This is a genomic window from Empedobacter sp. UBA5987 (genome assembly GCF_002429865.1).
Taxonomy (GTDB): Bacteria; Bacteroidota; Bacteroidia; order Flavobacteriales; family Weeksellaceae; genus Empedobacter; species Empedobacter falsenii_B.
In genome coordinates, this window is the sequence record NZ_DJBB01000051.1 from 13,316 (window position 1) to 32,408 (window position 19,093).

Sequence of the window (19,093 nt, forward strand, 5' to 3'; positions counted from 1 at the left end):
CGTTAGATAAATTTTGACGAATCAAAACCAACTAAATACAAACTAAAAAGTAGAAATATGGATTTTTTAGATGATTTGTTTAACTCTTCAACCCTTCCTACAGAACGCATTTCGCGTATGCTTGAGGAAGATTTGTTTTGGCAAATTATAGAAAATTCTTTGCTCGATGCTAACAATTTGCAAGATCAAGAAAAGGCTTTGGCGCAAGAATTAGAAGATCTAACTGCCGATGATATTATTGGTTTTCAACTTCGATTAGAGTTCTATTCGTATTCGCTACATTCGCCTGAAATATGGTGTGCGGCTTGCATTATGAATGATGACACAGATCCTACGCATTTCTACTATTTCAAAAATTGGATTGTTTCACAAGGGCAAGAATTGTTTGAAAAAGCAATTTTGAATCCTGATAATTTAGCCGATTATTTTGACGAAGGCTTCAACGAAGATGATTTATATGAATTTGAAGATTTTCATTTAATCGCTGATGATGTTTTCTACGAAAAATTCGAACACAAGATTATTGACTTTGTAGACAAAGAATGTTTTAAATTTTATACCGAAAAATCTCCAAAACCTGAGTTTGATTGGGATGACGAAAATTTAACCAATTTGCAAATCATTTGTCCAAGATTATTCAAAGTTTTTATCGAAGATTATTCTCCAGATGATGATGAAATGGAAGATGATTTTGACGATGAGGATGAGTTTTTGTAATGATAAAATTTAATACCCATTTTAATCCATCAAGGGAAGATAGTGCTCTAAGGAAAATTGTCACATTAATTTCAGTAGTTGCCTATTTCTTTTTTATATTAATTGGTTATAGCTCTTTCAATTATTTTTTAATTTCTGGACTTATTATAGTTCAACTTTATTTTATAATTAGTAATAGTAAAGAGTCTTATGAATTTAATAACAACAGACTTATTTATACTAATTTAGTATATAAGAAAGCGATAGATTTCACAAGCTATAGTATTACAAATGGTGAATATAAAGATTCTTATAAAAGGAAGTCTAATGGACAATTAATTCAATTATATGCTGATAATAAAATAGTTTGTCGTATTAAAGAAGTTCATAATCAATATGTGTTTGATGAGATTCTATCTTATTTAAAAACTAATTATCCTGAAATAAAAAAGAATGAAGATTTTGAAATAAGTTTTGTAGAAAAAGAATATATTATAATTACATCATTGATTTTCTCCTCTTTAATAATATTTATTTTATTTTTTAGCATAGAAAATTATCTTCCTGATAAAATACAAGAATACAAAACCATTAAAGGTCATATGGCTTATCAGCCAGAAATAGATTTTAGTGGAAAAAGGAAAAATCGAAAAGAATATTTAATCTTTAAATTAAAAGAATATCCTCAAATAAAATTCAACTTACAATATGAAAATTTCAATAAAATTAATGGATATGAATTTGTTAAAACAAATCATCAAAATAATTTGATTGAATTCGAAATTTTTAAAGAAGACAATGATTACAATATCAAAAAACTGGCACAACCTTATTTTTATTCTCACTTAAACAATAAGAAAGTAATATCAATACAAGCTTTAAAATATCAAAATAAAGAATTAATTAAAATTGATTTTTCTAATAAATTTCGAAGCCAATTTGATTTATTATTAATGTTTGGAGGAGTATTATTGATTGTATTGATTACATATAATATTTATTGCATAACAAGAATTTTAAAATAAAAAAAGGAACTCTAATTGAGTTCCTTTACTATTTTGATTAAGAATATTTCTTATCCTAAAACTTTTGCAACTGTAGCTCCGATATCAGCAGGAGATGCAACAACGTGGATTCCACATTCTTCCATAATTGCCATTTTAGCTTGTGCTGTATCATCAGCTCCACCAACGATAGCTCCAGCGTGTCCCATTGTACGACCTTTTGGTGCAGTTTGTCCTGCAATAAATCCTACAACTGGTTTAGTTCCATTTGCTTTTATCCAACGAGCAGCCTCAGCTTCTAATTGTCCACCAATTTCACCAATCATTACGATACACTCAGTTTCTGGGTCATTCATAAATAATTCAACAGCTTCTTTCGTTGTAGTTCCAATAATTGGATCTCCACCTATTCCGATTGCTGTAGAAATTCCGTAACCAGCTTTTACAACTTGGTCAGCAGCTTCGTAAGTTAAAGTTCCTGATTTAGAAACGATACCAACTTTACCTTTTTTGAAAATGAAACCTGGCATAATACCAACTTTTGCTTCCTCAGAAGTGATAACACCAGGACAGTTAGGTCCGATTAATGTTACATCTCTTTGATCAACATACGCTTGTACTTTTACCATATCTTCTACTGGAATACCTTCTGTAATACAAATAATTACTTTGATACCTGCTTCTGCAGCTTCCATTACAGCGTCAGCAGCGAATGCTGGTGGAACGAAAATAATAGAAACGTCTGCTCCTGCTTGATCAACAGCGTCTTTTACTGTGTTAAAAATTGGTAACCCTAAGTGAGTTTGTCCTCCTTTCCCTGGAGTTACACCACCTACTACTTGTGTTCCATATTCAATCATTTGCTCAGCATGAAAAGTTCCTTCTTTCCCTGTGAAACCTTGAACGATTATTTTTGAATCTTTGTTTACTAATACAGACATTGTGATTTTTAATTTACACAAATATAAAAGGAGTTTTGCATTTTAAAAAATATTCAATGTAAAAAATACACTAAATCTTTATTGGAACAGGACAAAAAAGAATAAGATATTTATCATAAAAAAAGCCGACCAAACGGTCGGCTATAAAATATTTTCTATAGATAATTTTATTTTCTCTTGTAATCGCGAACCATTATCTCTGTGACAGCCATTTTTTTATACAATCCTCGAGCCTCTTCAGCTGGATAACCAAAATATGTTTTTCCTCCTTCCAGAGATTTACTAACTCCTGCTTGTGCTAATAATACCGCTTTTGTACCGATTGTTACACCACTTGTAATCCCAACTTGTCCCCAAATAGAAACTTCGTCTTCTACATTTACACAACCAGCAATTCCAACTTGCGAAGCAATCAAACATTTTTTACCAATAATTGTATCGTGACCAATCTGAATTAAATTATCCATTATTGTTCCTTCTCCAATAATTGTAGAAGCAGAAACTCCTCTATCTATCGTACAATTCGCACCAATTTCTACATTATTTTCGATGATAACATTTCCGACAGATTTTAAACGATCAAAACCTGTTTCACGGTTTTTGTAGTAAAATGCATCAGCTCCTAAAACTGTTCCCGAACGAATAATTACATTATCTCCGATAATTGCATAATCATTGATTGAAACATTAGAATGAATCACACAATTTTTTCCAATTTTGACATGATTTCCTATAAATGCGCCTGGCTGAATAATTGTTCCTTCACCTATTTCTGCAGAATCAGAAATTTGTTTTGTAGCAGCTTCAAACGCCATAAAATGTTGTCCAATTTTGACAAAATCACGGAAAGGATCATCAGAAATCAACAAAGCTTTTCCTTCTGGACAATCAACTTCTTTGTTTATCAAAACAATTGTAGCATTCGATTGTAGCGCTTTATCATAATATTTTGGATGATCAACAAAAACAATATCTCCCGCTTCTACACGGTGAATTTCATTGATTCCTTCTACTGGAAAATTTTCGTCTCCAATAAATTTCGCATCGATAATTGATGCTATATCTTTTAATTGATGTGTTTGTGGAAATTTCATCTTTCTCTCCTTTTAAAAAGTCTACAAATATAAAAATAAAAAAGCTGTCAAAAAATGACAGCTTTAATGATTTATGAATTGAATTTCATTATTTTTTCTTGAAAACCATTGTTTTAACATCATTTGCAAACAAAACTAATTTTCCGTCTACAATTTCGTATTTATTTACATTATTAAAACGCTCTCCAAAAGCATCAGAATCTACACCTTGACAAGCCATACGCGTTGTTGCGATGTTTTTTACTGTCAATGAATTGCCTACTGCTACATAAGCTCCTGTCAAATTATTACATCCATCATTACCTGAAACCTTGTTATTTTGGAATGTTAATGTAGGTTTTTGATTTGGGAAACGATCGTCTACTGATTTTGCACTTCTATCTTTACCAATAAATTCTTCTAATTCCCAAGAACCTGCTAAAGTACCAGGACGAACAAAAGTCATGATGACAATATCTCCTTGAATTAATAATAATTTATTATCTGAAATAGAGTATTTTAATTTTCCGTTTAATTTTGAACTGAAATTAGAATCTTCTACATTTTGACAAGCTTTCATCGTAGACATCATATTACCAAATGTAATTTCATTTCCAGAAATTGTAACTCCTCCATTCAAAGTGTTACAACCATCCGAAACATTTAACATACTATTCGAAATAAAATTAAGGTAAGGAGTTCCCATTGGATAAGCTTCTGCAATAGAACCTGCCTTCATAAAATTGATTTGGCTCAACTCCCATTTTCCTAAAATAGAGTTGTTATTTGTGTTTTCAGTATTACCTATCACGTTATTAACAGTAGAACAAGATGTTAAGAATCCTGTTGCTAAAATTGCTGCAAAAGATATTTTTAAAATTATTGATTTCATAAAATTTAATTTCAAGTTTCAGTCTAATATACGAATATCATACAAAATCTCAAAAATGTTAAAATTCGTTTCTACAAAGGTTTTGAAAAGATGAAGCCAAGTAAAGAATTTGTTTTAATTTTGAGAAATAATTTGTTTACACAATTCTCAAAAAATAATTCAATTTGATTTCTCAAAGAACGATAGATATAATTTTCGAAACAGCTCGTGTAGAAGAAGTTGTTGGTGATTTTGTAACCTTAAAACGTGCAGGTTCTAGCTTAAAAGGACTCTCGCCTTTTGGGAACGAAAAAACGCCTTCTTTTGTTGTTTCACCTGCCAAACAAATCTGGAAAGATTTTTCTTCTGGACGAGGTGGAAATGTTGTGACTTTTTTGATGGAAGTTGAACAATTTACTTATCCAGAAGCCTTGCGATGGTTGGCAAAACGTTATAACATCGAGATTGAAGAAGATGGTGAATATACTTTTGAACAACAACAAGAGGAAAAAGACCGCGAAAGTTTATATATCTTGACTGATTTTGCGAAGAAATTCTTCACTAATCAATTGCATAATTCGGAAGAAGGGAATTTGATTGGATTAAGTTATTTCCGCGAACGTGGCTTTACCAAAGAAACCATCGATAAATTTGAACTTGGTTATTCGCCAAAACAATGGGATGCTTTTGCTGAATATGCCTTAAAAAATGGTTATTCGAAAGAATTGATTGAAGAAGCTGGTTTAGCAACTTTCAAAGAAGATAATAAGAAATATGACAAGTTTCGCGAACGTGTTATGTTTCCTATTTATAGTTTTTCTGGTAGAACATTAGGTTTTGGTGGACGAATTTTGCGAAATGATGCCAAAGCTGCTAAATATTTAAACTCTCCCGAAAATAAAATTTACCATAAAAGTAAAACGCTTTACGGATTATTTCAAGCGAAACAACACATTACAAAAGCCGATCAATGCTTTTTGGTCGAAGGTTATACAGATGTTTTGTCGTTGCATCAAGCCGGAATTCAAAATGTAGTGGCGAGTTCTGGAACAGCTCTTACAAATGAACAAATTCGTTTGATAAAACGCTTGACGGAGAACATTGTTGTCATGTACGATGGTGATAATGCTGGGATCAAAGCATCTTTCCGTGGTATTGATATGATTTTGGAACAAGAAATGAATGTCAAAATCCTTTTGTTACCAGAAGGCGAAGATCCAGATTCGTTTGCGAAAAAACATTCAACAACAGAAATCGAAGCATATATAAAAGAAAATGCCTCCGATTTTATTCGTTTCAAGGCAAATGTTTTGTTGGAAGATGCGAAGAATGATCCTATCAAAAAAGCTGAATTAATCAGAGAAATTGTAAAATCGATTTCACTTATTCCGAATATTATCAAACAAGAAGTTTACATTTCAGAAACTTCTAAAATTATGGAAATTCGAGAAGAAGTTTTGTTCAAAGAGTTAGCTCAATTGCAAAATTCTGGAGATAAATCGACTTCTTCGTCTTCTCATATTACCGATAATGCACGAACGAAAAAAACTGCTATTTCGGTTGTTCCGCCTACAAAAGAAGTCATCAATGTTCAGCAAACTGTAGAAAATGAAATCATTAAGTTGATAATGCAATTTGGTGATTTAGAAGTAGATTTGAAAAACGAGAACAACGAGTTATATAAAACAACAGTTAACCAAGAAATCATTTCTCAATTTGATGAAAACGAACTGAGTTTGAGTAATCCGCTTTATCAATCTATTTTAGAAGAAGTGAAAGTTGGTTTGGAAAATGATGAATTGCGAACAGGAACTTATTTTTCTCGATTAACTAATCCAGAAATTGTACAGCTTGCTTCGGAAATGATGTTGGAAAAACATAGTTTGAGCGAAAACTGGACAGTAAAACAAGGTATCAACATCAAGAAAAAAGAAGAATTTGTGCACAAAGATTTATTTGATGTTTTACTTCGCTTCAAAATTATTTACATAGATAATATGATTAAAGAATTGATGCATAAAACAAAAAATCCTGAATTATCAATTGAAGAAACGAATCAAATTCTTCAACAAATTATGCATTTTACTGGATTAAAAAATATCTTAAATCAACATCTTAATCGTGTCATTTAATTTAACATTTAATTGTCAAAAGTTTAATATGTTGATTAATAAATATTTACGTAATAATTATAAATATTTCTTAAAAATTTTAATAAGTAACTATATTTTTAACTTATAGTTAACAATTCTTTCTAAAGCTACTAAACATAGACATTTAGGTATCTTTTCTTTTCTAAAAAAACATTAGAAAAAACTATGCATGTACAAACAAAATCTATTATGCTTATTTTAGATAAAGATTCAGAAAGAACTAAAGAATGACAAAGAATATTTTAACATTATTAGTAATGCTGATGATTATCCCAATGGCTCAAGCTAAAGGAAAATCAAACTTTTCAATAGAAAATCCGTTACCAGTTGCTATAACTAAAAATTTGAAACTTAATTTAATCAATAAATTTTCAGATTTTAATAAAACAGATAATACTGCGACTTCTGAAATTGTTGAAAAAGCTGGAAAAAAAGTAAGTGGAATTGTATCATGGTATGCTGATAAATTTCACGGTAAAAAAACTTCTAGTGGCGAGTTATATAACAAAAACAATTTAACTGCAGCACACAAAACTTTACCATTCGGTACAAAAGTCAAAGTAACCAATACAAATAATGGAAAATCTGTTGTTGTAAAAATAAACGATAGAGGACCGCACACAAAATCTCGTTTATTAGATTTGAGTAAAGCAGCGTTTACTTCTATAGGTTCTACTAATGCGGGAACATTGAACGTAGAAATGGAAGTTGTAGAGTAAAACAATTTTTAGATATTAAAAAGAAAAGGATTGAACATAGTTCAATCCTTTTTTATTTTAGTCATCATGATGTTTATGATGTCCTTTCTTTTTATAATAATTTCTATTATTTTTCTTTTGTTGACCTGGTGCATATCGTTTTGCAGATTTATCACCATGTACTTTTTTGTGTTGACCTGGTGGTAAGCTACGATGGTCGTCATATCTCACTTCGTATTTCGGATATTTCTTATACTTCTTTTTGTGTTTATGTTGATGCTCTAACCCATATATAGTTGTAGAACCATCACACGATACCAAAAATAAGCAGCGAAAGCAAAAACGACAATCAAGTTGATTTTTTTTAATACTGTTAGTTTCATAATTATATTCATTATATTCATTTTGATATAAGACAATAACCTTACCAAAAAAGACTTTACAATATTCTAATGAATATACTGATTGGAATAGTATTTGAGAATCAATAATTAAACTATTAAAATTATGAAAGAAAAAATCCAATACCGCTATAAAACAACAAACGAAGCCTTAGCAGAACTTAATGAAAACGGCTTTACAATTGATTATAACATCGAAAAAGAGCAATTAAAACAAAATCCTGAGAATTTTGATATTGTTTGTATTTATCGTTACGAAGGAATGTCTGATCCAGATGATGAATCTTCCGTTTATGGAATTATCAATAATCAAAACGGCGATAAAGGTGTTTACGTGGTTGGAAATTTATCTACAGATGACGATGTCGATCATTTCTTGGTTGATTTAGAAATTAAGCGCAGAACAATTCAAGAATAAGAAGAATAAGAAGAATTACAATTATTAATTAAATAAAAAAGCTCGATGCAAATTGCATCGAGCTTTTTAGGTTTTGTAACATCTTTCTGATTAGAAAGGATATTCATAAATTTTAGATTCGTGGAAGTAAGGGTGACCTTTTGCTTCTAAGTTTAATTTAGAAACTGCATTCATAACTACGAATGTAAATAATCCTCCGATTCCAACTAATGCTCCAATTTCCATTAAACCAAAGTTGTGGAATGGTCCAACAGCTGCTGGCATAATTTGGTTGTAGAAATCCCAGTAGTGTCCAAAAACGATAACGAATCCCATCGCGAAAACGATTTGGTAACGACGTTTCATGCTTGATGAAATTAAAATCAAGAATGGAGCTACTAAGTTAATGATCAACATCCAGAAATATAATGGGTATTGCGCCATACGTTGTTGGAAGTATTGAGCTTCCTCAGGAATGTTTGCGTACCATTGTAACATAAATTGACAGAACCATAAGTATGACCATAATAATGAGAAACCGAACATGAATTTTGTTAAATCGTGTAAGTGGTTATCATTGAATAATGGTAAAGCGTTCTTTCTTTTTAAGTAGATAGAAATAATTGCCATAATAGAAACCGCAGAAACTAAGTATGAAACCATTCCGTACCACATAAATAATGAAGAGAACCAGTGTGGGTCTAAAGACATCACGAAATCCCAAGCAAATGCTGCAGAACAAATTGCGAAAATCACTAAGTAAATTACTGATTTTTTGTACAATTGAGCGTACACTTTTAAGTCTCCGTTTGTCTCATCTAATTTACGTGTTGCGTTTTTAATTACTGGTAACATTAAAGATAATACTACTAAGTAAATAACACAACGTACTAACCATAAGTTAGGGCTTAACCAAAGTTGAGCTTTGTTCGCCATGAATATATCATACTTCTCGCTATCAGGATTTATTAAATCAGCATCCATCCAGTGGAATAAGTGATTCATGTGAAAATAAGATCCTAAAACGATGATAGCTACAAGTACAGAACCAACTGGTAAAAATGATGCGATAGCCTCCATAACACGAGATACTACCATAGACCAACCAGCGTTAGCTACGAATTGAATACATAAGAAAAACAAAGCAGATGCTGCAATACCAAACGATAAATAAGCTGGTACATAGAAAGCAGCCCAAGGTCTGTTTTTCAATAAATTTGTCAAATGCTCCATGTGTCCAGCATGATCTGTATTCATAGATGCATAAGAATCTGAAATGTAGTCACCAAAAAATTCAGTTGGGTGAGCTTCAATCAAACCGTTAATATATTCAGTTGAATTAGCAACATCTTGTTGATGTAAGAAAAATCCTATCCCGTAAAGTACAACACCTATAACAGCTAAGATAAGTGATGCATTTTTTAATCTTGGGGAAAATGTATATTGCATAATAATTAACTTATTTTATTATTTATTAGTTGCTGTTTCAGTTTCTGTTGCAGGTTTTGCTTCAGCAGTTGCTTCTCCGGCTGGAGCAGCGGCAGCTGTAGTTGCACCTTTCAAACTCATTACATATTCAGCAACTCTCCAACGGTCTGCAGGAGTCAATTGAGATGCGTAAGAACCCATCGCATTTTTTCCGTACATAATTACATGATAAACAGAACCTACTGTAACATCTCTTTCGCTATAATTAGGAACACCTGAATAAGCTTTAGATTTTACGATTGATCCTTGTCCATCACCAGCGTCACCGTGACAAACTGCACAGTTTTGTCCAAACAATAACTTACCTCTTTCTAAGTCTGCAGCTTTGTTAGCTGCATTCAAAGGAGAAACAGTTACTGCTTTTGCTTGTGCATAACCAGCGTTATTGTTTTTGAAAGTCCATGGTAAAATATCACCATCTGTTCTTGCAACAGCACCTTCTACAGATTCTAATGCAGACATATTGTGATTTTTACTTAATACAGGAACTTCAGAGTTTTCTTCGTCATGAGGGTAACCAAAAGTTGCCTTTTCGTAAGGATCATATGCTGTAGGATAATACATATCTGGCATATATACGATACTTGCGTGACGTTTTTTATCAGAACAAGAAGTGATAATAATACTTCCTAATCCTATAAGTAATGCTATCTTTTTCATTATGCTTCTTGTACTAAATTGTTAACACTTGGTTCTACGACTACATCACCTTTTACAGTTACTTCTTCAGCACCAGTTTCTACAAATACATTTTTGATTTTCTCAACATCAGCAGTTCTGATTTCGATTAAGAATTTATCATCTGTTGTACGTGGATCTGGGTTTTTAGCTTTAGCACCTGGGTACATTTTGTTACGTACTAAGTATGTTAATGACATAAAGTGCGCTGCACAGAATACTGTCAACTCGAACATAATAGGAACGAAAGCTGGCATATTCTCACCCCAAGAAAAAGATGGTTTCCCTCCAATATCTTGAGCCCAGTCATGGTTCATAATAAACCATGTCATCAAAGATGCTAACGTTGTACCAAATGCACCGTAGAAGAAAGCAAGGTCAGAAATACGAGTTTTCTTTAATCCTAAGGCTTTATCTAAACCGTGTACAGGGAAAGGTGTATATACTTCATCTATCGTAATACCTTGTTTACGAATAGATTTTACTGCTTTTAATAAATCATCATCGTCTCCGTAAAGACCATAAACGATTTTAGTGTTCGTGATGCTCATCTTCAGTATGATGTTTTTTATAGCTTTCGCCTGATGATTTCAAAATAGTTTTTAATTCAGATTGTGAAATAACTGGGAATGTACGTGCGTACAATAAGTATAACACAGAAAAGAATCCCATAGTACCTAAGAAGATACCTACGTCTACCCATGAAGGCATAAACATTGTCCAGCTCGATGGTAAATAGTCACGAGATAAGTTGATAACGATAATATCAAAACGCTCGAACCACATACCGATGTTAACTACAATAGAGATAACGAATGTCCAGAAGAAGTTTCTTCTGATTGGACGAATCCATAATAATCCTGGTACTAAAACGTTACAGATAATTAACGCCCAGAATGCCCACCAATAAGGTCCTGTTGCTGCTCCTGGAGAGAAGTATGTAAAGTCTTCGTAACGAGATCCTGAATACCAAGCGATCCATAACTCTGTTAAGTAAGCTACTGCAACCATACCACCTGTTACAACGATTACAATGTTCATGTACTCGATGTGTTTACGTGTGATATAATCTTCGTAGTGTAAAACTTTACGCATTACACTTAATAATGTTTGTACCATCGCGAAACCAGAGAAAATAGCTCCGGCAACGAAATATGGAGGATATACTGTTGAGTGCCATCCTTTGATTACCGACGTTGCGAAGTCAAAAGATACAATCGTGTGTACCGAGAATACTAATGGTGTACATAAACCAGCTAATACCAAAGATAACTCTTCGAAACGTTGCCAGTGTTTTGCTCCACCACCCCATCCGAATGATAAGATTCCGTAGATTTTCTTAGCGAATGGTTTTGTTGCACGGTCACGTACCATAGCGAAGTCAGGAATTAATCCCATCAACCAGAAAACTGTTGATACAGAGAAATACGTAGAAATCGCGAATACGTCCCATAATAATGGTGAGTTAAAGTTAGGCCATAAAGATCCAAATTGGTTAGGAATTGGGAATACCCAGTACATTAACCATGGACGACCCATGTGAATTACAGGGAATAACGCTGCCTGTACAACGGCGAAGATCGTCATGGCTTCCGCAGAACGGTTAACCGACATTCTCCATTTTTGACGGAATAATAATAAAACGGCCGAGATTAACGTACCAGCGTGACCGATACCTACCCACCATACGAAGTTGGTGATATCCCATCCCCAGTTAATCGTTCTATTCAATCCCCATACACCAATACCAGTTCCTACGGTATAAGCAATTGCTCCAACACCAAAGATGAATGCAACCATTGCTATACTGAAACATGTCCACCACAATTTACTTGCTGGCGTCTCAATTGGACGAGCAATGTCTACTGTGATATCGTGGTAGGTTTTATGTCCTAAAATAAGGGGTTCTCTTACCTGTGATTCGTAATGTGACATATTTGTTTACCTTATTAATTCTTTACTAATTTAATTAAGCTTGTTCTTTTCTGTTTCTAACTTTTACTTGATAGATAACGTTTGGTTTTGTACCAATTTCTTCTAATAAAACATAAGAACGTTTATCTTTTGAAGCTGCTCTTACTTCAGATTTATCATCATTGATATCACCAAATTTCATCGCACCTGTTCCACAAGCAGCAGCACAAGCAGCAGCAGCCATAAACTCTTCGTCTTTAACTACTCTATTCTCTTTCTTAGCTTTTAAGATTGCAGCTTGAGTTTGTTGGATACAGAATGAACATTTCTCAATTACTCCTCGTGTACGTACAACAACGTCTGGGTTAAGTACCATACGACCTAAATCATTGTTCATGTGGAAGTCATATTTGTCATTATTCGCCCAGTTAAACCAGTTGAAACGACGTACTTTGTAAGGACAGTTATTTGCACAATAACGAGTACCAACACAACGGTTATAAGCCATCATGTTTTGACCTTGACGACCATGAGATGTTGCACCTACTGGACACACAGTCTCACAAGGAGCGTGGTTACAGTGTTGACACATTAATGGTTGGAAAATCACATCTGGATTTTCAGCCTCTGGCTTAATTAAACGTGTATATTGTTGTGGTTCGTTATCTGGATCAGATTCTAACGCAACTTTTTGAGTTAATTTTCCATCTTTATCTTGGTAAGTAACATCAGAGTAGTAACGGTCAATTCTTAACCAATACATATCTCTCGACATACGCATTTGCTCTTTACCAACAGTTGGCACGTTGTTTTCTGCTTGACAAGCAATTACACACGCTCCACATCCTGTACAAGAATTCATATCAATTGTTAAATTGAAGTGAGGTCCTGTAGAACGATCAAAACTAGCCCATAAGTCAACTTCACCTACTGGAGAATCTCCTCTCCATGTTGGCATCTTCGCAACTGGATTCCATTCTTGACGATCTGTGTTGATGAAATCTGCTAAAGAAACTTCTCTTGCGATTTCGTAACGTCCCATCAATGTTGGTTGTTGTTGCATGTTAGCAAATTCGTGTTTATCTGAACGAGAAGATTTCTCGATCTTAACATTAGATGCACCTACGTTACCAGTGTATAATGCGAAAGCATTAACCCCTACATTGTTTGCAACTTTACCAGCTTTTGTTCGACCGTAACCGAAAGCTAAACCTACAGTTCCGATTGCTTGACCTGGCTGAATGAATACTGGAACGTTTTCTAAAACTACTCCATTAACAGTTAAGTTTACATACTCACCGTCAAATTGCATTCTTCCGTTTGTAACGTTATAGTTATCTTGAATTTTGATTCCTAATTTTTCCGCATCATTTGGATTAACTGTTAAATAGTTATCCCAAGAGTTACGTGTAATTGGATCTGGTAATTCTTGTAACCAAGGATTATTTGCTTGTGTACCATCACCTAAACCAGCTTTAGAATAGAATTGAATTTCCCATTCTGTTGCTTTAGCTCCAGCTAATTTTGTAGCAGCCGCAGCAGCAACACCAGTGTTAGCATTAAATGCAGAAGTTTCAGTCGCTTCATTATAACCATTGTATAATGCTTTGTTGAAATCTACACCTAATTTTGGTAAAATAGCTGATTCCCAGTTTTGTTTTACATATAAGTAATATGGAGAAACTTTTTGTCTTGTTGCAGAAACCGCCATCACCATAATTGGATCATTTGGATCTTCTACTTCTGTAACTTTAGTAACTCCTGTCATCCATGCGATTAATGAATCTTGGAATTGACGAGAATCAAAAATACGTGGAATTGTTGGTTGTTGTAATGAATATACACCTGTTAATGGGTTGAAATCATTCCAAGACTCTAAACCGTGAGTAACTGGAGCAATAACGTCCATTACTGATGCAGTTTCGTCTAATTTTTCAACTAAACCAACTTTAAGTCCAATGTTTTTAAAAGCTCCTTCAATTTCTTTTGCATTTTTAGCATTGTAAATTGGATTTGTTTGGAAGTTTAATAAAACTCCAACTTGTCCAGCTTTAGCTTCAGCAACAAATTGATTAAATACAGCGTCGTTAGACTCTTTTAATAAAACAGCTTTATCAGAAACTGCAGCTGATCCTAATAATTGGTTAATTGCAAATGCAATTGCGTATGCTTCTTTCGAACCATCTGCCATTACTACAGCTTTAGAACCTTTTGCTGTTAATTCAGCAGCAATAGCTAATGCTTCTTTAGAAGAAGCTGAACCACCTGCTAATTTATTATAAACTTCAGCCAATACTTTTTCAGTATCAGTTGGTTTTAATGGATAACGTGTATCAGCATTTGCTCCTGTTAAAGATAAAACAGATTCTACTTGGATGTGACGCATCATGTTTGCTCCTGGTTTACGAGCAACACCATAATCACCTTCCATTCCACCACCATTGTAATCACCTAAGAAATCTGCGTTGAAAGAAACAACTAATTCAGCATTCTTAAGATCATAGAATGGCAATTCTCTTTTTCCGTAAACTTCTTGCGCTGCGTCTAATGCATTCGTAGAAGAAATTGCATCATAAACAACGTGTTGAGTTGTTGGATATTTTGTTGCAAACTCAGCAATCAACTTTTTAGTTGTTGGTGAAGGTAAAGAAGAAGTTAAAATAACTACTTTTTTCCCTCCTACTGATGCTAATGCTTTTGTTACACGTGCATCAAGCTCTTTCCAAGATGTTGCTTTGAAGTTATCACCTGCGTTTGTTAAAGGTGATTTTATTTTATCAGAATCGTATAATGATAATACAGATGCCTGAACACGTGCATTTGTAGAACCATAATATTTTGCGCCTTTGTTTGCATCAATTCTAATAGGACGACCTTCTCTTGTACGTACTAATACGTTCGCGTAATCGTATCCATCAAAAACTGTTGATGCATAATAAGTAGGTACACCAGGCATAATGTTTTCTGGTTTCACTACATAAGGAACAGATTTTACGATTGGAGCTTCACAGGCTGCTAAAGTAACAGCAGCTGTACTGAACCCTAAAATCTTCAAAAAGTCACGTCGTGAAGTTTGACTATTCTCCATGGCGTTATCATTCCCTAAGAAATTATCTACAGGAATTTCTTCTGCAAATTCGTTGGTAGTTAACTTTTCATTTAATGTATTGTCAGTTAACTCCTCAAAACTTTTCCAGTAATTTTTCTTCGAAGCCATTTATACTCCTCTCTTTTTTATATTAATAATGACATTTACCACACTCTAAACCTCCGATAGCATCAACTGTAATCTTAGTTGCGTCACCGTACTGTTTTTTCAGTTTTTCGTGTAGTTCTGCGTAATATTCTTTGTTATACTCGTTGTCCATATCTACCTCAGTAGTTCTGTGACACTCGATACACCATCCCATTGTGAAATCATTCGCCATTTTTACTTCGTTCATTTCATCAACACGTCCGTGACATGCGAAACAAACTTGGTCTCCTGATCCAATGTTCAATTCTTTAGCATTTGGAATAGTTCCATCTTTAATTGCTTTCTTAATCGCTTTCTCTCCTGCTACAACGTGTTGCGCGTGGCTAAAGAATACGAAATCTGGCATATTGTGGATACGTACCCATTCGATTGGTTTTTGTGGACCATCGTATTTGTTCGTTTCTGGATTCCATCCAATCGCTTTATACATTTTTTGGATTTCTCCTGTATAGAAGTTCTTAACCGCCTCCTCATCAGCGAATTTACCAGAAGTGATTAATTCTTCTTCGAAGTAATCTCCTTTGTATTCTTTGATTGTTTTGTGACAGTTCATACATACGTTTGGTGAAGGAATTCCAGACACTTTACCGTATTTAGCAGAACTGTGACAGTACTGACAGTCGATACCTTGTACACCTGCGTGAACTTTGTGAGAGAAATAGATTGGTTGTTCTGGCTCGTAACCTTTATCAACACCAATTCCCATTAATCCCCAATACACGTTGTACAATGCAAAGAATGCTAATACTGCGATTAACACACCACCAACTTTTTGGTATTTTTGGAAGAAGTTTGCGAAAGAAAAAGCAGCTTTTTCTTCTTTAGAATCTAAATCATCAGTTGCAGTTGCTTTAACTAATGCATTAACGCGAACCAAAATCCACAATAATAATGCTGCTAATACAACAAATCCAACTGCGATAACTCCTGTTCCAGCACCGCCTCCGTTTCCGGCAGCAGCAGCTTTAGCAGCAGCAGCTTCTTTCTTTTTTGCAGCTTTTGCATCATCAAAAGCCTTTTTACCACCATCAGGATCGGCAGTATACGCTAGAATATTATCAATATCACCGTCAGATAAGTTAGGAAAAGCTAACATTTCAGTGTTATTGTACTCAGCGAAAATTTTGTTTGCATACGCATCTCCAGACGCACGTAAAGCTTTGTTGTCCTTAATCCAAGCGTGTAACCACTCTTTTCCAAGTCCAGCTTGTTCTTGTACGCGTTTCTCAACATTACGTAATTCCGGCCCAATTAATTTACCATCAATCTGGTGACATGCAGTACAGTTGGCTTCGAATAATTCGTAACCTTTACCTGCATCTTGGGCATTTACTAAGGAGAACGTCGATAGTATTATCGCGCAGCTCCATAAACGTATTCTTTTTAGAAATCTTGCCTTCATTTACTTAAATAATCTCAGTTCGTTGTTTCTTTTAACTCGTTTTTATTTGAACACTTAACTAACAGCAAAAATAGCTTCAATACTTAATAAAATCATAAAGTTTACATACTGAACTTTGTCATTGAGCTTAATTTAAAACGTTTCTAAATTAATTGTTAAAAAATATGGGTCTATAAATATTATCTATTTGGTTTTGTAGAAAAGATTTAGAACAAGAAAAATTGCTATTTAACATAATTTTAAAAATAATCAAAGTTCTTTTTATTAGAATCTGCCAATCAATTTTATAGTTTTATCATCATTAATTAGTATTCATAAAAAAATTGGAACAATATTCGTTGTAAGAAAATAAAAGTCTATAAAATTTAATAACTTAATTGTAAAAAGTATATTTGCACAAATTAATTTCATCTTATGAAAAAATTTATCTTTTTATTCCTTATTACTTTTTCTTCTTGTGTTTTTGCTCAAGATAAAATTGATACTGTTCAAATCATCAATAATGGTACATTGAATATGGAAATTGATAGTAGAATAAATAATGTATTAAAAGCAAAAGAAGATGCTGTTTGTAGTTATACCACTACTGTAAAGAAACCGACAGAGAAAAAACCAGTTATACAATCTAATGATCCTTGTGCGGGAACGCCACAAGTAAGTGGTTTCAAAATTCAGATTTATTATTCAAAAGATAGAAAAGATGCGGAGAAAGTAAGAAATGAATTTTCTAATTCTTATCCACATTTATCGGCTCAGACTGCTTATTTCTCGCCAGATTATCGTGTTTTGGTTGGAGATTATTTCACAAGAGCATCAGCTTCGAGAGATATTCGTCGTTTAAAATCAAAATATAACAGTGCTTTTTCTATTCCGTTCAAGGTTTTGTGTAGAAAAGCGAAGTAATAGTTTATAAAAAGGAAAATGTATCCTTATCACAACAAAATAAAACAACGAATAAATAATGGCGAATTAGTTTCGTTTGAGTTTGTAGAAAAATATAAAAATATTTCTCCATGTTTAGTTTTATATTTCAAAACAGAACCTTTTATAAGACATATTCGCGAGCATCGTTTTTCTGAATATAGACAATTACTAAAAATAGAAAACGATTAACTTCTTTTAGAGATTTAAAATTTATTCGAAAACATAAAAAAATCGTTATCAATAATCTTGGTAACGCTTTTTTATATTTTAATGGTAATATTTAGTAGTTGATTCATGCTTTTGTTTTTAGTTGTTCAGAATTCTAACTCTGCCCTCAATTTCTAATTGGATAAGTATCGATGCTAAATTAGTTTGTACAAATCCTAAATTACCTGCAACTAAAACACCTTTTTCTCCAGTCGATATTTTTTCGATTCCATAAACACTCGATTCATCTTCGGGACTCGAATTTCCTTCGTAACGATAGATGTAAATAATCTTAAAATCATGCGGATGATCAATCAAATCACTTTCTAATAAATTAAAATCTTCTTGATATCCTTTTTTGGCAAGCTCGCTTAGCGCAACACTTGACGTTTCATAATTAAATTGCCTTCTTTCGAACATAAAATTTATTTTTATTTTGTTAATAATTATAAATCTAATTAATTAATAGACAGAAAGTTGTTAAACATACGTTAACAATTTGATGACATAAAAAATTTAACATACTTAATGATTTATTGTATTCGAAATAAGTTCTTATTTTTGACAAAAAGATAAAATGATTTTAGAAAAATTAAACCAAAACGAAGCAAATTTTGCTGATGTTATCGCACATATCGAAGAAAATTATACTTATACAGCTTCTGCATTTGTAAATGGAAATCAGGAAAATGTTGTCGATCAAAATCAAGGAAGTGCAAAAGTTTTTGCGTTCGCAAAATTGAATAATTTTTCGGAAGATGATACCTTAAAATTATTTGCAGAACATTATCAAGCGGTTTTAGATACGCCAGAAGGAACAGACCACAACAACATTCGTCAATTTATGAAGAACGGTTGGAATGGTGTCAAATTTGAAAACGAAGTATTGAGAAAGAAATAATCTCGATAAGAATAATTAGAATAAACAAAAAACGTCTTACATAATGTAAGACGTTTTTTGTTAATTTAAGGCAGTATCCCAAAAACTGT

General features: G+C 33.1%; 19 protein-coding genes. 8 read left to right on the forward strand and 11 right to left on the reverse strand.

Annotation, left to right across the window (positions count from 1 at the left end; translation table 11 throughout):
• Window positions 1-57 precede the first annotated feature (57 nt).
• Both B3J26_RS08555 and B3J26_RS08560 read left to right on the forward strand, forming a co-directional pair.
• The gene (locus tag B3J26_RS08555) at window positions 58-717 is read left to right on the forward strand and encodes a DUF4240 domain-containing protein (protein ID WP_291072032.1); all 660 of its coding nucleotides are present in this window, start codon (window positions 58-60) and stop codon (window positions 715-717) included.
• Window positions 717-1,721, forward strand: coding sequence for a hypothetical protein (locus B3J26_RS08560; protein ID WP_291074153.1), 1,005 nt, complete (start codon window positions 717-719; stop codon window positions 1,719-1,721). Before B3J26_RS08555 ends, B3J26_RS08560 begins: the two co-directional genes overlap by 1 nt.
• Before the next feature lie 50 nt (window positions 1,722-1,771).
• Here the strand turns inward: B3J26_RS08560 and sucD are convergent, their stop codons facing one another.
• The 3 genes from sucD to B3J26_RS08575 form a co-directional block, all read right to left on the reverse strand.
• Window positions 1,772-2,641 carry a succinate--CoA ligase subunit alpha gene (gene sucD, locus B3J26_RS08565; protein ID WP_038337297.1) on the reverse strand — a complete coding sequence of 290 codons (870 nt, stop codon included), beginning with the start codon at window positions 2,639-2,641 and terminating at the stop codon, window positions 1,772-1,774.
• Window positions 2,642-2,808: 167 nt separating this feature from the next.
• Complete coding sequence (locus B3J26_RS08570; RefSeq protein ID WP_114999484.1) at window positions 2,809-3,735, reverse strand: UDP-3-O-(3-hydroxymyristoyl)glucosamine N-acyltransferase; 927 nt, start codon at window positions 3,733-3,735, stop codon at window positions 2,809-2,811.
• Window positions 3,736-3,823: 88 nt separating this feature from the next.
• Window positions 3,824-4,606, reverse strand: a complete 783-nt coding sequence (locus tag B3J26_RS08575; protein WP_291072036.1) for an META domain-containing protein — start codon at window positions 4,604-4,606, stop codon at window positions 3,824-3,826.
• Between the two features lie 164 nt (window positions 4,607-4,770).
• On the opposite strand from B3J26_RS08575, the gene dnaG reads away from it, so the two are divergent.
• Entirely contained in the window at window positions 4,771-6,717 is a 1,947-nt protein-coding gene (gene dnaG / locus B3J26_RS08580) for a DNA primase (RefSeq protein WP_291072038.1), read from the forward strand.
• A gap of 248 nt (window positions 6,718-6,965) precedes the next feature.
• Window positions 6,966-7,457 (forward strand): septal ring lytic transglycosylase RlpA family protein, encoded by a 492-nt coding sequence (locus tag B3J26_RS08585; protein WP_291072040.1) that lies wholly within the window; start codon window positions 6,966-6,968, stop codon window positions 7,455-7,457.
• Window positions 7,458-7,514: 57 nt separating this feature from the next.
• Here the strand turns inward: B3J26_RS08585 and B3J26_RS08590 are convergent, their stop codons facing one another.
• Window positions 7,515-7,757, reverse strand: a complete 243-nt coding sequence (locus B3J26_RS08590; protein WP_291072042.1) for a hypothetical protein — start codon at window positions 7,755-7,757, stop codon at window positions 7,515-7,517.
• A 186-nt stretch (window positions 7,758-7,943) separates the two neighbouring features.
• On the opposite strand from B3J26_RS08590, the gene B3J26_RS08595 reads away from it, so the two are divergent.
• The gene (locus B3J26_RS08595) at window positions 7,944-8,255 is read left to right on the forward strand and encodes a hypothetical protein (protein WP_038336925.1); all 312 of its coding nucleotides are present in this window, start codon (window positions 7,944-7,946) and stop codon (window positions 8,253-8,255) included.
• A gap of 90 nt (window positions 8,256-8,345) precedes the next feature.
• On the opposite strand, the gene B3J26_RS08600 is transcribed toward B3J26_RS08595, so the two are convergent.
• Genes B3J26_RS08600 through B3J26_RS08625 form a run of 6 tightly spaced genes read right to left on the reverse strand, consistent with a single transcriptional unit; the run spans window position 8,346 to window position 16,972 of the window.
• Window positions 8,346-9,683, reverse strand: a complete 1,338-nt coding sequence (locus B3J26_RS08600; RefSeq protein ID WP_291074154.1) for a hypothetical protein — start codon at window positions 9,681-9,683, stop codon at window positions 8,346-8,348.
• Window positions 9,684-9,701: 18 nt separating this feature from the next.
• A complete protein-coding gene (locus tag B3J26_RS08605) occupies window positions 9,702-10,382 on the reverse strand; it encodes a c-type cytochrome (RefSeq protein ID WP_286486256.1) in 681 nt (226 codons plus the stop codon).
• A complete protein-coding gene (locus B3J26_RS08610) occupies window positions 10,382-10,951 on the reverse strand; it encodes a DUF3341 domain-containing protein (RefSeq protein WP_221627898.1) in 570 nt (189 codons plus the stop codon). Before B3J26_RS08610 ends, B3J26_RS08605 begins: the two co-directional genes overlap by 1 nt.
• The gene (gene nrfD, locus B3J26_RS08615) at window positions 10,932-12,335 is read right to left on the reverse strand and encodes an NrfD/PsrC family molybdoenzyme membrane anchor subunit (protein WP_038336919.1); all 1,404 of its coding nucleotides are present in this window, start codon (window positions 12,333-12,335) and stop codon (window positions 10,932-10,934) included. Before nrfD ends, B3J26_RS08610 begins: the two co-directional genes overlap by 20 nt.
• 34 nt (window positions 12,336-12,369) lie before the next feature.
• Window positions 12,370-15,531, reverse strand: a complete 3,162-nt coding sequence (locus B3J26_RS08620) for a TAT-variant-translocated molybdopterin oxidoreductase (RefSeq protein WP_291067803.1) — start codon at window positions 15,529-15,531, stop codon at window positions 12,370-12,372.
• A 22-nt stretch (window positions 15,532-15,553) separates the two neighbouring features.
• On the reverse strand, window positions 15,554-16,972 hold the full coding sequence (locus tag B3J26_RS08625) for a c-type cytochrome (RefSeq protein ID WP_291074156.1): 1,419 nt from the start codon (window positions 16,970-16,972) through the stop codon (window positions 15,554-15,556).
• 414 nt (window positions 16,973-17,386) lie between these two features.
• Between B3J26_RS08625 and B3J26_RS08630 the strand changes: the two genes are divergently transcribed.
• Together B3J26_RS08630 and B3J26_RS08635 are read left to right on the forward strand one after the other, a co-directional pair.
• Entirely contained in the window at window positions 17,387-17,875 is a 489-nt protein-coding gene (locus B3J26_RS08630; RefSeq protein ID WP_291047039.1) for an SPOR domain-containing protein, read from the forward strand.
• 18 nt (window positions 17,876-17,893) lie between these two features.
• Entirely contained in the window at window positions 17,894-18,085 is a 192-nt protein-coding gene (locus B3J26_RS08635; RefSeq protein WP_291047040.1) for a hypothetical protein, read from the forward strand.
• Window positions 18,086-18,202: 117 nt separating this feature from the next.
• Here the strand turns inward: B3J26_RS08635 and B3J26_RS08640 are convergent, their stop codons facing one another.
• Window positions 18,203-18,523, reverse strand: a complete 321-nt coding sequence (locus B3J26_RS08640; RefSeq protein ID WP_291047041.1) for a hypothetical protein — start codon at window positions 18,521-18,523, stop codon at window positions 18,203-18,205.
• A 157-nt stretch (window positions 18,524-18,680) separates the two neighbouring features.
• Here B3J26_RS08640 and B3J26_RS08645 point away from each other — a divergent pair, with 157 nt between their 5' ends.
• Entirely contained in the window at window positions 18,681-19,004 is a 324-nt protein-coding gene (locus B3J26_RS08645; protein ID WP_291067802.1) for a HopJ type III effector protein, read from the forward strand.
• The last annotated feature ends 89 nt before the right edge of the window (window positions 19,005-19,093 follow it).